This window comes from Paenibacillus sp. OSY-SE, assembly GCF_000283315.1.
In the GTDB taxonomy this organism is placed as follows: domain Bacteria; phylum Bacillota; class Bacilli; order Paenibacillales; family Paenibacillaceae; genus Paenibacillus_B; species Paenibacillus_B profundus.
Map to the genome: position 1 here is coordinate 62,339 of NZ_ALKF01000180.1, position 14,190 is coordinate 76,528.

Below are 14,190 nucleotides of genomic sequence, written 5' to 3' on the forward strand. Positions count from 1 at the left end.
CATCCCTTTCTCGCGGAATTGGCGCGTATTACGAGACCGCGTATTTTTCCGCCTGAATGACACGTGCCGCTATTTCGCGTTTCATGCTGACAGAATCGATCGGTGAGCTTTTGGTCAGCTTTTTCAGGATGGACAACTGCGTGCGCAGCATGTCGCCCGATTCCATGGCGGCCAACGTCTCCTTGGCGATTCGTTCGATGTCGGCAAACGCTTCGTGCACATAGACGGTCGTCATCTGTACGGCCAGCTTCGCCTTCGCTTCGCCGCCCTTGGCCATCAGCTTGCGCGTGCGCAGCAGGGCGCTCTCCATGGCATATACCGCAATCATCAGATCAGCGAGGTTGCTGAGTGTCTCCTGATGCTGCTCTAACGCCGTGCCGTACTTCTGCGCCGCCAAGCCGCCGACCATGAGGAACACCTTTTTCGCCATGGACACCAGGTGCCCCTCCTGCTCCAATGCGCCGCCCGCATCTGGCACGGATACGATCGACATCAGATCGGATTGCAGCGCCTGTGCCTTTTGCATGAGCGGAAGTTCGCCCTTGGCCGCTTTTTTGAGCAGAATGCCCGGAATGAGCAACCGGTTGATTTCGTTCGTGCCCTCGAAGATGCGATTGATGCGGGAATCACGGTAGATGCGCTCGATTTTATATTCTTGGGTAAAGCCGTAGCCGCCGTGAATTTGCACGCCTTCGTCGGCAACGAAGTCGAGCGCCTCGGAAGCAAATACTTTGTTGATGGAGCATTCGAGCGCATATTCGGCAATGCCCTTGGCCGACAGCATGCCTGAGTCCGGGTGCTGATGATCGATATCCTTGAGCGCGGCATCAACCAAGCCAGACGTGCGGTACACCATGCATTCCGTCACATAAGTGTGGATATTCATTTCTGCGAGCTTTTTGCCGATGAGCGGGAAAGAGGCTAGCGTCTTGCCGAACTGCGTGCGCGCATTCGCGTATTTCGCGCTCAGCTCGATCGCTTCCTTCGAAGCGCCAAGGCAGCCCGCACCCAATTTGAATCGCCCTATGTTCAAAATGTTAAACGCAATGACGTGGCCGCGGCCGATTTCACCGAGCAGGTTCTCCACCGGCACCTTGACATCCTCAAAAAATAACGGGCAGGTGGAAGATCCTTTAATGCCCATCTTCTTCTCTTCCGGACCGATCGTGAAGCCTTCCATCCCTCTTTCTACAATAAAGGTGGTGAAATCCTTACCGTCCACCTTCGCGTAAACGATGAAAATGTCGGCGAAGCCTGCATTTGTTATGAAAATTTTGGAGCCATTCAACACGTAATGGCTGCCGTCTTCGGACAGCTTTGCCGTCGTCTTCGCTCCGAGCGCATCCGATCCGGATGACGGTTCGGTAAGGCAATAGGCGGCGATTTTCGCTCCTGTCGCCAAGTCGGGCAAATATTTGCTCTTTTGCTCCGGCGTGCCGAAGAATACGATTGGCAGTGTCCCGATACCGACATGTGCGCCAATGGACAGTGCGAATCCGGACGCTTTCGTCAGCGTCTCGCCGATAAGCGTCGAGCTTACCTTATCGAGACCGAGGCCGCCATATTCCTCTGGAACGTCGGCACTGAGCAAGCCGAGTTCCCCGGCTTTGCGCATCAGCTTTACCGTCAGCTCATAGTCCAATTTCTCCAATGCTTCGTCGTTAGGCAACACTTCGCCTTCTACATAATCGCGGGTTGTTTCCACCATCATGCGTTGCTCTTCGCTGAAATCCTCCGGCGTGACGATCGCTTCCGGTTCTACATCCTCAATAACAAAGCTGCCGCCTTTAATCTTCGTTTCCAACATCGCAATCTTCCTTTCCAATGAATTGTTAAGTTAAGCAAATACTTCAAACACGCCGGCGGCTCCCATTCCCCCGCCGATGCACATCGAGACGACACCGTAGCCGCCGCCCCGGCGGCGCAGTTCATGCACGAGCGTCGCCGTCAGCTTCGAACCCGTGCAGCCGAGCGGGTGGCCGAGCGCAATCGCGCCCCCGTTCACATTCACTTTGCTCTCATCCAGCTCCAACTGGCGGATGATGTGAATGCATTGCGAGGCGAACGCTTCATTCACCTCGAACAGGTCCACTTGCTCCTGCGCAATGCCCGCCATACGCAGCGCCTTCGGGATCGCTTCAACAGGGCCTACGCCCATAATGTCCGGCTCGACGCCGGCGATAGCGAAGCTGCGGAATGCGGCCAGCGGTTGCAGGCCGAGCGCTTGCGCCCGTTCAGCGCTCATCAGCACGCAAGCCGCCGCGCCGTCGCTCATCTGCGAGCTGTTCCCCGCCGTAACGCTGCCTCTCGCGGCGAACGCCGGCTTCAGCCGGGCAAGAGCTTCTGGCGTCGTATCCGGCCGGACGCCTTCGTCCATATCGAACGTTATTTCTTTCTCCCATGGACGGCCGTCGGCGCCTACGCCTTTTTGCGACGTATTCACAGGTACGATCTCATCGCGGAATTTCCCTTCCGCGATGGCGGCCGCCGCCTTACGGTGGCTGTCCGCCGCGAAGCGGTCCTGATCCTCGCGGCTGATACCGAACCGTGTCGCTACATTCTCCGCGGTATACCCCATGCCCATATACACCTCCGGCATCTCGGATATAAGCTTCGGATGCGGCGACAGCTTGAATCCGGTCATTGGAACCGCGCTCATGCTCTCTATGCCGCCGGCCACGATCGTCTCGGCGGAGCCGGCCCTGATTCGTTCCGCAGCGAACGCTATCGACTGTAGGCCTGACGAACAGAAACGGTTAATCGTCACCGCAGGCACAGTCTCCGGATAACCGGCATACAGCGACACGATGCGCGCCATGTTCAACCCCTGTTCGCCTTCCGGCATCGCGCAGCCAATAATGACATCCTCGATCTCCGACTTGCTCAAGCCCGGTGCCCGCCGAACCGCCTCATCCAACACGATGCGGCCCAGATCCTCGGCGCGCGTGTGCGCGAGGATTCCCTTCTTTGCCTTGCCAACTGGCGTACGCGCCATAGATACAATGACTGCCTCTTTCATTGCAATCTCACCTCATTCATAATTAATTGCGCAGCGGCTTGCCTTTGGCCAGCATGTGCTGCATGCGCGCCTGCGTCTTCGGTTCGCCGCACAGGCTCAAAAATGCTTCCCGCTCCAAATCGAGCATATACTGCTCAGTCACAAGGCTGTTCGCCGGCACATTGCCGCCTGCGAGCACATGCGCAAGCTTGTTCGCGATAAGCCGGTCATGATCCGAAATGTACCCGCCGAGATGCATCGTATAGGCTCCCAGCTCAAGCACCGCCCTGCCCGGCTCTCCGATGACGCGGATGCGCTCCTCTTCCTGCGGCTCGTATCCCGCGCTATCCATTGCCAGCACGGCCATCTTTGCTTCATGTATGCGGCGGTCCTCATTAATGACGACGGAATCGCGCGGTCCCATGTACCCTAGCCGCTTCGTGTCATAGCCGCTCGTCGACACCTTCGCCATTGCGACCGTCTCGAAATACCCGCTCACGAACGGCTGCAAATCAGCGTCCGTATGGCCCGCCATCCGGCTTGAGCGCAAGGCCAATTCCTTGCAGCCTCCGCCTCCCGGAATTAGGCCGACACCCGTCTCCACCAGTCCGAAATACGTTTCCGCCGAGAAAATGATCTTGTCGGCAGGCAAGCATGCTTCCACCCCGCCGCCCAGCGTCATCTGATGCGGCGCTGCGACGACCGGTTTTTCCAGCCTCTTGAGCGTCAGCATGGTGTTCTGGAACTGGCGGATAATGAGGTCGATCTCATCCCATTCCTCTTCCTGCGCCTCCATCAACAGCAGCATCACATTCGCGCCGACGCAGAAGTGGCGTCCTTCGTTCGCCACGACGAGTCCGCGGTAATTGCGGCGCACCTCGTCGACGCTCTTCTGTATCATCGTCAGTATGTCGGCCCCGATGGCGTTGTTCGGCGAATGGAATTCAAGACATGCGACACCGTCGCCGATATCAATTAAGCTAGCGCCCGGATTGGACAGCACGACTTGGTTCTGTTGCTTGAGCCCTCGCAGCGAAATATGCTCGGCTGGCATCTCAAGCTCGCTCCAGTCCCCATTGCGGACATAGAAGCTTCTATTGTCCCGCTGCTCATAAAATCCGGTATGGCCGGCGTCTATCCAGGCACGCACCCACTCCGGCACCGTATCGCCCTCGGCCTCCATGCGTTTGGCGGTCGATGCCAAGCCAATCGCATCCCATATCTCGAATGGACCGAGATCCCAGTTGAAGCCCCACTTCATGGCGTTGTCAATATCGGCTATCGTGTCCGCGATCTCGCCCAGCTTGTGCGCCGCATAGAGCAGCACTGGCTTGAGCGTGTTCCAAGCCAGCTCGGAATACCGGTCCTTCGTCCCGAGCAGCGCCCTGATTTTATTGGCCGCCCCCTTCGCGGTCTTGGCCGCTTCGAGCGAAGCCGATGAGACTTTGCGCGACAGCGTGTACTCCATCGTGTCGAAGCGGAGCGCATGAATTTCCTTGCCGGCCTCCGTCTTCACCTTCTTATAGAAGCCTTGACCCTGCTTCTCGCCGATCCAGCCAAGCTCCACCATCCGGTTCAGGACATCGGGAGCGCTAAATACGTCCTTCTCTGCCGTGGCAGCCGTCTGACCATGCACGTTGGCCGCAACGTGGACGAACGTGTCGAGTCCGACGAGGTCAAGCGTGCGGAACGTGGCGCTCTTCGGCCGTCCCAAGGCCGGTCCAGTCACCGCATCGACTTCTTCGATCGTGTATCCCATTTCAAGCATATTGCGCAGCGTGACGAGCAATCCGTACGTGCCAATGCGGTTGGCTATGAAATTGGGCGTATCCTTGGCCACAACGACGCCTTTGCCGAGACGGCGCTCGCAGAATTCGTGCATGTACGACACAATTTCCGGATCGGTCGTTGCTCCCGGTATAATTTCAAGCAGCTTCATATAACGCGGAGGATTGAAAAAATGAGTACCTAAAAAATGACGTTTGAACTCTTCTCCGCATGAAGCAACCATGTCATTGATGGAAATGCCGGACGTGTTCGACGATACGATGGTGCCCGGCTTCCATACCCCCTCGATGCGCCCGAATAGCTCCTGCTTGACGTCAAGCCGTTCGACGACGACTTCAATAATCCAATCCACGTCGGCCAGCTTCGGAAGATCGTCATCCAGATTGCCCGGCGTGATTCGTTCGGCAAATGCTTCGCTGTATAAAGGTGCCGGTTTTGTCTTTTTCAAACGTGTGATTGCATTAACGGCAAGACGGTTGCGCACAGCCGGGTGCTCAAGCGTAAGTCCCTTCTGTGCTTCTGCTTCCGTAAGCTGAGCCGGCACGAGGTCAAGCAAGAGACACCGAATGCCGGCGCCTGCCAAATGGGCGGCGATCGCCGCTCCCATTACGCCGGATCCGATAACGGCGGCGCGTTGAATCGATTGGATCATATGCAGATTCCCTCCCAGATTGAAATGTTCTGTTTCAACATGATGAGATGACTGAATCGTTGTTGGTTGTGTTGACATGTACAGGATGTCGTTGCTTTGGAGTCGGACGTTGTTGTTTGTGACAGGTCATTGATGATTGGCTATATCGGGTAGGTCATTGTTGGTTGTAATCGTTGTGGTTGATTCATTGAGGTTTGTTCATTCGATGTCCATTCATTCGATGTTCGTTCCATATTAGTTCGATGTTCATACGTTGAAGTCGCAGTGCTTTCCATACAAAAACAATGTTGATTTACACGCTGACTGGCTGCTTGTCGTCTGACTTCACCGGGCCGAATACGGCCAATTCCAGAATCTCGGCGATATCTCGCGTCTGTACCGCTTCTTCCGCCTCCAGCAGCTTGGTGCCATCTTCCATCATGGTGAGGCAATACGGACAGGCCGATGAAATGACTGACGGCTTCGTGGCAAGCGCCTGTTCGGTGCGTGCCAGATTGACGCGCTTGCCGGCGGTTTCCTCCATCCACATCATACCGCCGCCCGCTCCGCAGCACATGCCGTTCTCGCGGCTGCGCTCCATCTCAAGCAATGTTACACCCCGGATTGCCCGCAAAATGTTGCGCGGCTGATCGTAGACGCCGTTGTACCGCCCTAGGTAGCACGAGTCGTGATACGTTATGCGTTCCTGCACTTCATGGCGCGGTACGAGACGCTCTGCGCGGATTAACTCGTCGAGCAGCTCGCTGTGATGAAGAACTTCGGCTTCAAGGCCGAATTCAGGGTATTCATTTTTCAGCGTGTTATACGTGTGCGGGCAGGCGGTTACAATCTTGCGCACGTTGTATTTTTGGAACGTGCCGATGTTCTCCTCGCACAGTTGCTGGAACAGAAACTCATTGCCCATACGCCGCGGGGTGTCGCCCGAGTTTTTTTCCTCGTTGCCAAGTATGGCGAAGTTCACTCCGGCTTCGTTCATGAGTCGCACGAGCGAACGCGTTATCTTGCGGCTGCGATTGTCGTACGAGCCCATCGAACCAACGAACAGCAAAATGTCGAATTCGGGGTTCTCCTTCACCGTCGGCACATGCAGCACGCCTTCAGGATCGATTTCCTGCACCCATTTGGCGCGATCGCTGCGGCTGATTCCCCATGGATTGCCCTGACGCTCGATGTTCTGCAGCGCCCTCTGCCCATCATGGGGCATGCTGCCTTGCGTCAGCACGAGATATCGGCGCATGTCGACGATTTTGTCGACGTGTTCATTGGCGACAGGGCATTGATCCTCACAGTTGCGGCAAGTCGTGCACGCCCATATTTCAGCTTCGGACATGACATCGCCTATAAGCTCCAGCTCTCCCGGCGCACGATTCGCCGTCGTCTGCCAAGATGCGGCTTGCGCCCGCATCGTCGGTCCGATGTCAGTCATCCCCTCGCCTTGCCACGCGCCGAGCTCTTGACCTCCGGTCTGCATGCCGTGTGTGCTGGCAGTCGAGAAGGCGAATGCCGGTATCCAAGGCGAGCGCGAAGTGACGGCCGCGCCTTTGTCCGTCAAGTGATCCCGCAGCTTGACAATCATGTGCATTGGCGAGAGCCATTTGCCCGTTCCGGCAGCCGGACAAACATTCGTGCAGCGCCCGCATTCGACGCAAGCATACAGATCAAGCAGCTGCTTCTGTGTGAAATCTTCCACCTTGCCGGCACCGAACGATTCCGCTTCTTCGTCTTCGAGATCGAGCTTGCGGAGACGCCCGGGCGATTCGGTACGCCGCAGCAGCAGATTGACCGGGGCTGACAGCAGATGAAAATGCTTGCTCTGTGGCACGTAGACAAGAAACGCCAGCAGAATAAGCAGATGCGCCCACCAGAATGTCACATACAGCGCCTCGGCCACGCCTCGGGACAACCCGGCAAGCGGAACCGCGATCAGAGACGATATGGGCGCGTATGGCGACTGGCCCTCCCCCTCGACCAGGCGATCGAACGCCATCGTCAACAGGACGGACAGCATGAGCGAAAAGATAAAGAAGACGACGATGGAAGGCTTCCATCCGCGTTTCAATCGCTCCAGCTTCTCGCCGTACCGGCGGTAAGCGGCATAACCCATGGCGACCAGCACGAGCGCCACCGTTGTTTCTTGCAGCAGCTCGAACGCCGCATAGCCGGGAATCGGAAGCGGCTGGCCCGACAGTCCTTTATAGATGATATCCAGCGCACCCAATTGCAAAATGATAAATCCGTAAAAAATGACAATGTGCATCAGACCGCTCTTCTTGTCCTTGAGCAGCTTCGTCTGGCCGAACACCTGAACGGCGAATTCACGCAAGTTATGCTTCGCTCGCCCGCTCCAATCCACCGGCTGGCCCAGCTTGACGTACATGTACCGATGGATGACCGCTTTGGCGAACCAGTAGACACCGAGTCCCGTGACGGCCAAAAACAGGACGAGCTGCACGATCGCTCCCGGCATCGGAACCATCTCCTTTCCCCTTTTGTAAATGAACGAATGCCCTCATAGGAATCGCTTCCATCGGCTGATATCACATGTAATCGTCTTGATGCGCACCCATTTTTCATCCAATCATTGACAAGGGTTTCGTTCTATTTTATGATATCAGCAGAAAATGAATGAGCGTTCATTCATTCGTATTCCACATTTTAGCACTGAGGTGATTCCATGGCAAGTCAGAAAAAAGAAAAATATACCCAAATCCTCGATGCAGCGGTCAAGGTATTTGCAGAAAACGGATTTCACCGTTCGCAAGTTTCCAAGATTGCCAAAACGGCCGGAGTCGCTGACGGTACTATTTATTTATATTTCAAACGAAAGGAGGATATCCTCATTTCCTTGTTCCGCGAGAAGCTGGGCGAGCTTGTCGCCAAGTTTCACGCCAGCCTCGAAGAAGCGACAGGGGCTAAGGAAGCGCTGCGCAAGGTATGTGAAATTCATTTTACCGAACTCGAAAATGATCCCGATTTCGCCTTCGTGACGCAGATCGAGCTTCGACAGAGCTCGATCGAACTCCGCAAGGAGATCGGCAAGACGATTAAGCCGTACATCGTGCTGATTGAACAAATTCTGCTGCAGGGCATTGAAGAGAAAGTGTTCCGTTCCGATCTGGACGTGAAGCTCACCCGTCTTCTTATTTTCGGTTCCATGGACGAGGTCGTTACCTCATGGCTCATCTCCGGGCAAAAGTATTCTCTCTCCGGACAACTGGACGGTGCGGTAGGCTTCTTTTTAAAAGGGCTCGAGGCATGAAAAAACGAAAGGGGCAATGAAAGATGAATATCATCGTATTAGTCAAGCAGACGTTCGATACGGAGGAAAAGATCTTCATCGCAGAAGGAGGCGTCGTCGAAGACGGGGTCAAATTCGTGCTTAATCCCTATGACGAATACGCAGTGGAAGAAGCGATTCGCATCCGTGATGATATGGGCGGCAAAGTGACCGTCGTCTCCTCCGGTCCCGAGCGCGCAGCCGAAGCGTTGCGCACGGCGCTCGCCATGGGCGCCGACGAGGCCGTGCTGCTGAACGACGAGCGTATCGGCGCGGATGAACACGCGGTCGCGCAAGCGTTAGCCGCTTTCGTCGGCACGGAGCCGTACGACCTTGTCCTGGGCGGCAACTTCTCCGTGGATAACGGTGCGGGGCAAGTGGCCGTAAGACTGGCGAAGCTGCTCGGCATCCCGCATGTGTCGGCCATTACGAAGCTGGACATCGCCGACGGACGCGCCGTGTGCTCCCGGGACGCCGAGGGTGATACGGAGATCCTTGAGCTGCCGCTGCCGGCGCTATTTACGGCCCAGCAAGGGCTGAACGAGCCGCGCTACCCTTCGCTGCAAGGCATTATGAAGGCGAAGAAGAAGCCGTTCCGCGAGCTGACGCTGGACGACTTTGGCGTGACAGCCGAAGCGCGCACCGCGCGCGCCGAGCTGTTCCTGCCCCCACAGCGCCAAGCGGGCAAGCTGATCTCCGGGGAACCGGGGGAGCAGGCGCAGGAGCTGTTCCAGCTGTTGCGTACAGAAGCGAAGGTTGTATGATTCCGATTCTGATTCCGATTCCGGCAAGGTCCATATTTGAAGGAGGCGATTGACCATGTCCAGAACAATTCTTGTTGTAGCCGAAGCGAAAGGCGGCGTTCTTCGGCAGGTATCTTATGAAGCGATCGGTGCGGCCCGCACTGCTGCCGGCGACGGCGGAACCGTGGCCGCTGTCATCATGGGTTCTGATGTAACCCGGCTTGCGGGCGATTTGGCCGTCTACGGCGCGGATTGTATTTATTCCGTTGATCATTCCGCTCTCACTCATTATCATCCGGAAGCTTACTTTGCCGCGTTGCAGGCAGTCATGCAGGAAGTCCGCCCAGACGGCGTGTTCTTCGGCCATACCGCGTGGGGCAAAGATCTTTCGCCCCAATTGGCTGCCGCGCTCGGCGCCGGCCAGATCTCCGACGTCATCTCCATGGACACGGACGACAGCGGCGAACTGCTGTTTACCCGTCCGATCTATGCAGGCAAAGCTATGGAGAAGAAAAAATTTATGTCAACGCCGTGGATCGTCACGATCCGCCCGAATAACATTCCGCCTCTGGCCGCTGAAGCAGGCCGGACGGCACCGGTAACAGCTGTCGCTTATCCAGAGCCGCCGCTGGCCGCCGTCATCCGCGAGGTTGTGCAAAATACGGCCGGCAAGATGGATCTGAGCGAAGCGAAGGTCATCGTCTCCGGGGGCCGGGGCGTCCGCAGCGCCGAGGGCTTCAAGCCGCTGGAGGAGCTCGCGGACGTGCTGGGCGGCGCCGTCGGCGCTTCACGCGGCGCGTGCGATGCGGCCTATTGCGATTATGCCCTGCAAATCGGCCAGACTGGCAAGGTCGTCACGCCGGAGCTGTACATCGCCTGCGGCATCAGCGGCGCGATCCAGCATCTAGCCGGTATGAGCCAATCACGGGTCATCATTGCGATTAACAAAGACCCGGAAGCGCCTATTTTCCAGGTTGCCGATTACGGCATCGTAGGCGACTTGTTCGAAGTTGTGCCGCTCTTGACCGAGCAGTTCAAGCAGGCGCTGCAGACGTAGGATGTAGCTTTTCCGTATCCGCTCATTCGGCCATCATTTCATACAAGAAGGGCATCAGGCAGCCTAATTAGAAGGCTCGGGATGCCCCTTAAATCCCAGTGCTTTTTTACTATTAATTATTCGATCATATCGTTCGCCATAGTTGTGACTCAGGCGGGGGAGGCTGCGAGTAACTCCCGCCCTGCAGTCACTTTTTTCTGGTTTGTTCCCCACTCCCACTTCGTTCCCCATTTCTGAATGCGCTCATTCATGTTAGGAAAGTTGATGTTCAGTACGGTCGAAGCTTGTTTCCATTGGAAAGCGTACAGCAGAAAGTACGGGTTAAGCTGCTCAACTGCATGCAGACTGTATTTTATACAGTAGATCCGGCTGTTTCTCGGCGATTGAGCCCGATAAGTGTCAAACCATTGGATGAACTCCAATGGAACCTGCCGCTAAGCGATATACACGCTGATTCCATTGGACAGAATCCAATGAATCATAATGAAGACGCCTAACCTGCGTCCTCGAATCACCTTTATCAACAGACCATCGTTAGCGATGCAACTCCATAATAAAAGCCGATCCTCAAAGTTGAGAGATCGGCTTCTTAGTGATACTGCCATATTCAGCTGCACTGGCACTGCCCGCAATCCCATTATTCCATAGACGCGGCTTTTAATAATGACGAGAGGTTCAATTCAGCTGTACTCTCGTATACGATATTCGCTCCTGCTATACGCAATACTCGCTCTTCACCAATGCCTACTGCGTACATTCCCGCAGCTTTGATAGCTTCAATGCCTGCTTGAGCATCTTCAATTCCGATGCAATATCGCGGGTCAGCTCCTACGGCTTCAGCACCATTCAAGAATATATCGGGAGCAGGCTTTCCCGGAATTCCGTCCGGACTCACCATGTATTGAAACATTTCCTCCAGTCCCAGCGACGTTAAAATGCGAGGCGCATTCTTGCTGGCCGAGGCAAGAACGGCAGGCACCTTTTCTTGCTTTAACTGTTCTAGCAATTCTCCAATCCCCGGATACGTATGTTCAGGCGAGAGCTGTGTCAGCAAAGAAATATAGTGTTCATTCTTCTCCTGTGCCAAGACTGTGCGCTGGTTAGGCGTGAAGTCTTGCGCACGGTTACCATGAATCAGGATGCGTTCAAGAGACTCCATCCGGCTGATTCCTTTCAGCGCCTCATTGAATTCGCGGTCAATCCCAATACCTATGTTCTCCGCCATTTGCTTCCACGCCAGATAGTGATACTCTGCCGTATCTGTAATGACACCATCCAAATCAAATAATACTGCTTGCAGCTTCATCTTAGTTATCCCCCGACGCTAGATTGACAGTTAACACGTGATCGAAGCTGTATTCCGTTCCATATACTTCTAGCGTTACTGGAAGCTGATCGAGAGCCGTTATAACGAGCTTGTCCTTCCCAATGGCAACCTCCAAGCGTTGGCCTTTCCAACTGATCGAGAACTCCAGCTTGTTCCAGTGCGCCGGCAGCTTGGGGTTCATTCTCAGCTTTCCATGGATCATGCGCACGCCCGCAAATCCCATAACGATAATTTGCCAAATTCCCCCAATGGAGGCCGTATGCATACCTAAATCCGAGGATTTCATATCTGGCCCCAAATCAATCTCGCATGCCTGCTGATACAATTGATACGCTAGCGAACGATCATTCAAGTCATTTGCCAGTATCGCATGCGTAGATAAGCTTAAAGATGAGTCATGCAATGTCTTCGGCTCATAGTAATGGTAGTTGGCGATTTTAACCTCTTCACTAAACTTATCCTCTAGCAAGTAAAACAGGATCATCAGATCAGCCTGCTTCGATACCTGAATGTCACTAAGCTGCTCCAAGCTATAGTCTTCAAAGATGGTGTTGACATGGGTTTGATTTTTATATTTCGTCAGATCAATGATTCGCTTCGTCAAGTAAGTGTCATCTTGCGGCACCAGCAAATCGGTGTCGCGCGGCTGAGGCAAATATAGTTTGTCGATGGCCTCATTCCATGCAATAGCGGCTTGTTCCAACTGAAGCTTCGCGTTTAATTTTTGATATACAGCCGTGTCCAGCTCCCGCAATTGCTGATAATACGTCACCGCAAGCTCTAAGTTAAAATGCGCGAAATAGTTGGTAAACGCATTGTTGTCAACATGCTCTTTGTATTCATCCGGGCCGATTACATCGTTGATAGAATATTGCTGCCTGCTGTCGTCCCATTCCAAGCGGCTCGCCCAGAATTTTGCTGTATCAAATATGATTTCATAGCCGAATTCTTCCATGAATGCTTGATCGTCTGTTGCCATGTAATACTGCCATACGGCAAAAGCTACATCAGCGGTAATGTGCTGCTCAATAAACCCTGTCCAGATCTTCGTTTGCTTCCCTGTAACAACATCAACCCGGCCCCACTCGGGCGCAACTTCCCCGTCGCTCGGCCATGCCGCTTCCCAAGGATACATGGCTCCTTCATATCCGTTGCTTTTTGCTTTTTTCCGCGCGCCTTCCAGTCCCAAATAGCGATAAGTCAACAACGAACGCGCAATCTGAGGATTCGAATAAGTAAAGAACGGCAAAATAAACATTTCGGTATCCCAAAAGGAATGGCCATGATACCCTTCACCGCTCAAGCCTTTCGCGGCTATTCCCATCCGTTCATCATGAGCAGGCGTCATCACTGTCAAATGGTACAGGGCGAATCTGGCTGCGAGCAAGTCAAAATCATTCTCGGAATCAATGTGTAACGGGTACACTCCCCATACTTTTCGCTCCCATGCTCGGGTATGCTCGAGAAGCAATGCATCATAGCCTTTGGCAGCACAGGCCCGCAAGCTTGACAATGCTTGTTGACGCATATCCTGCAGCTCCATTCCCGCCAGGTCTTTATCCCGCGAGGTATGGACCGTAGTCAGCTTCTCCAAAGAAAGCTTTTGGCCTTTAGCCACAGCGCTCTTAAACGTCAGCATCACAACTCTGCGATCAATGCGCATGAAGGGCTCTTCTAGCTCAACGCCGTCCAGACTTGCATGATGAACCGTGTGGAACATGAAATCGATTTGCGATTCGACTGTTTTTTGTATCATCTCGATATATTTCTTATCGTATATACGTTTCTCGCCTTCATAAAAGTGCTGTGAACCGCTATTGGCCACTTGCGCATTAATGCCGCTCTCGATGCTGATTTGTACATCCGCATCGAGAGCTTCGATCTCCAGGCTCATCGCAATGACGTGCAGGTTATCCAGCGATACAAATCGTTTGAATGTAAATGCCACTTCTTTTCCGGCTGAGGTCGTCCAAATGAATGAGCGAGTCAGCTCGGCTTCCTTCAAGTTCAAGGCGCGAACATAGTTGGCTGTTCGGGAGGGAGCTGCATCCAATCGTTCTCCGTCAACCCGGATATCGAGCCTGGTCACGTCTGCAGCGTTCGGCAGCTCGGATACTTCGATTCGATCCGATTGATTGAAGGTGCCGGCAACGAATAAGTTCCTTACTTCGCCAACATAAGGTTCTTCCGTTGCGCTCCGCAATCCCATATACCCATTGCCCAGGGACATAACAGCTTCGGCCTTGCCTAATAAATTTCGAGAAAAATCTGCTTCGGCAACGATCCAATTTTTAAAGTCGCCCTCTCCTAAGTCGTATTTCATCATAGCCATCTATTCCTCCGTTATA

The 14,190-nt window shown here is 54.4% G+C and carries 9 protein-coding genes; 3 read left to right on the plus strand and 6 right to left on the minus strand.

Annotated features, from left to right (window positions below; genetic code table 11):
* Positions 1–28: 28 nt before the first annotated feature.
* The 4 genes from A372_RS0114260 to A372_RS0114275 all read right to left on the minus strand — a co-directional run bounded on the left by A372_RS0114260 (position 29) and on the right by A372_RS0114275 (position 7,905).
* On the minus strand, positions 29–1,807 hold the full coding sequence (locus A372_RS0114260) for an acyl-CoA dehydrogenase family protein (protein ID WP_019421540.1): 1,779 nt from the start codon (positions 1,805–1,807) through the stop codon (positions 29–31).
* A 30-nt stretch (positions 1,808–1,837) separates the two neighbouring features.
* Positions 1,838–3,019, minus strand: a complete 1,182-nt coding sequence (locus A372_RS0114265) for an acetyl-CoA C-acyltransferase (protein ID WP_019421541.1) — start codon at positions 3,017–3,019, stop codon at positions 1,838–1,840.
* A gap of 22 nt (positions 3,020–3,041) precedes the next feature.
* A complete protein-coding gene (locus tag A372_RS0114270; protein ID WP_019421542.1) occupies positions 3,042–5,438 on the minus strand; it encodes a 3-hydroxyacyl-CoA dehydrogenase/enoyl-CoA hydratase family protein in 2,397 nt (798 codons plus the stop codon).
* A 292-nt stretch (positions 5,439–5,730) separates the two neighbouring features.
* Complete coding sequence (locus A372_RS0114275) at positions 5,731–7,905, minus strand: (Fe-S)-binding protein (protein ID WP_019421543.1); 2,175 nt, start codon at positions 7,903–7,905, stop codon at positions 5,731–5,733.
* Between the two features lie 207 nt (positions 7,906–8,112).
* Here A372_RS0114275 and A372_RS0114280 point away from each other — a divergent pair, with 207 nt between their 5' ends.
* Genes A372_RS0114280 through A372_RS0114295 form a run of 3 tightly spaced genes read left to right on the plus strand, consistent with a single transcriptional unit; the run spans position 8,113 to position 10,515 of the window.
* Positions 8,113–8,697, plus strand: coding sequence for a TetR/AcrR family transcriptional regulator (locus A372_RS0114280; RefSeq protein WP_019421544.1), 585 nt, complete (start codon positions 8,113–8,115; stop codon positions 8,695–8,697).
* Positions 8,698–8,720: 23 nt separating this feature from the next.
* Positions 8,721–9,479, plus strand: a complete 759-nt coding sequence (locus tag A372_RS33955) for an electron transfer flavoprotein subunit beta/FixA family protein (RefSeq protein WP_019421545.1) — start codon at positions 8,721–8,723, stop codon at positions 9,477–9,479.
* A 55-nt stretch (positions 9,480–9,534) separates the two neighbouring features.
* Positions 9,535–10,515 (plus strand): electron transfer flavoprotein subunit alpha/FixB family protein, encoded by a 981-nt coding sequence (locus A372_RS0114295; protein WP_019421546.1) that lies wholly within the window; start codon positions 9,535–9,537, stop codon positions 10,513–10,515.
* A 637-nt stretch (positions 10,516–11,152) separates the two neighbouring features.
* On the opposite strand, the gene pgmB is transcribed toward A372_RS0114295, so the two are convergent.
* Both pgmB and A372_RS0114310 read right to left on the minus strand, forming a co-directional pair.
* Positions 11,153–11,821 (minus strand): beta-phosphoglucomutase, encoded by a 669-nt coding sequence (gene pgmB, locus A372_RS0114305; protein WP_019421548.1) that lies wholly within the window; start codon positions 11,819–11,821, stop codon positions 11,153–11,155.
* A 1-nt stretch (position 11,822) separates the two neighbouring features.
* Positions 11,823–14,168: a glycoside hydrolase family 65 protein gene (locus tag A372_RS0114310; RefSeq protein ID WP_019421549.1), complete on the minus strand. Its 2,346-nt coding sequence runs from the start codon at positions 14,166–14,168 to the stop codon at positions 11,823–11,825.
* Between the last annotated feature and the right edge of the window lie 22 nt (positions 14,169–14,190).

Excerpts from the sequence above, each read along its gene's own strand:
- A372_RS0114295 (WP_019421546.1), top strand. The coding sequence starts at position 9,535 with ATGTCCAGAACAATTCTTGTTGTAGCCGAAGCGAAAGGCGGCGTTCTT.
- A372_RS33955 (WP_019421545.1), top strand. The coding sequence starts at position 8,721 with ATGAATATCATCGTATTAGTCAAGCAGACGTTCGATACGGAGGAAAAG.
- A372_RS0114260 (WP_019421540.1), bottom strand. The coding sequence starts at position 1,807 with ATGTTGGAAACGAAGATTAAAGGCGGCAGCTTTGTTATTGAGGATGTA.
- pgmB (WP_019421548.1), bottom strand. The coding sequence starts at position 11,821 with ATGAAGCTGCAAGCAGTATTATTTGATTTGGATGGTGTCATTACAGAT.
- A372_RS0114265 (WP_019421541.1), bottom strand. The coding sequence starts at position 3,019 with ATGAAAGAGGCAGTCATTGTATCTATGGCGCGTACGCCAGTTGGCAAG.
- A372_RS0114270 (WP_019421542.1), bottom strand. The coding sequence starts at position 5,438 with ATGATCCAATCGATTCAACGCGCCGCCGTTATCGGATCCGGCGTAATG.
- A372_RS0114280 (WP_019421544.1), top strand. The coding sequence starts at position 8,113 with ATGGCAAGTCAGAAAAAAGAAAAATATACCCAAATCCTCGATGCAGCG.
- A372_RS0114275 (WP_019421543.1), bottom strand. The coding sequence starts at position 7,905 with ATGCCGGGAGCGATCGTGCAGCTCGTCCTGTTTTTGGCCGTCACGGGA.
- A372_RS0114310 (WP_019421549.1), bottom strand. The coding sequence starts at position 14,168 with ATGATGAAATACGACTTAGGAGAGGGCGACTTTAAAAATTGGATCGTT.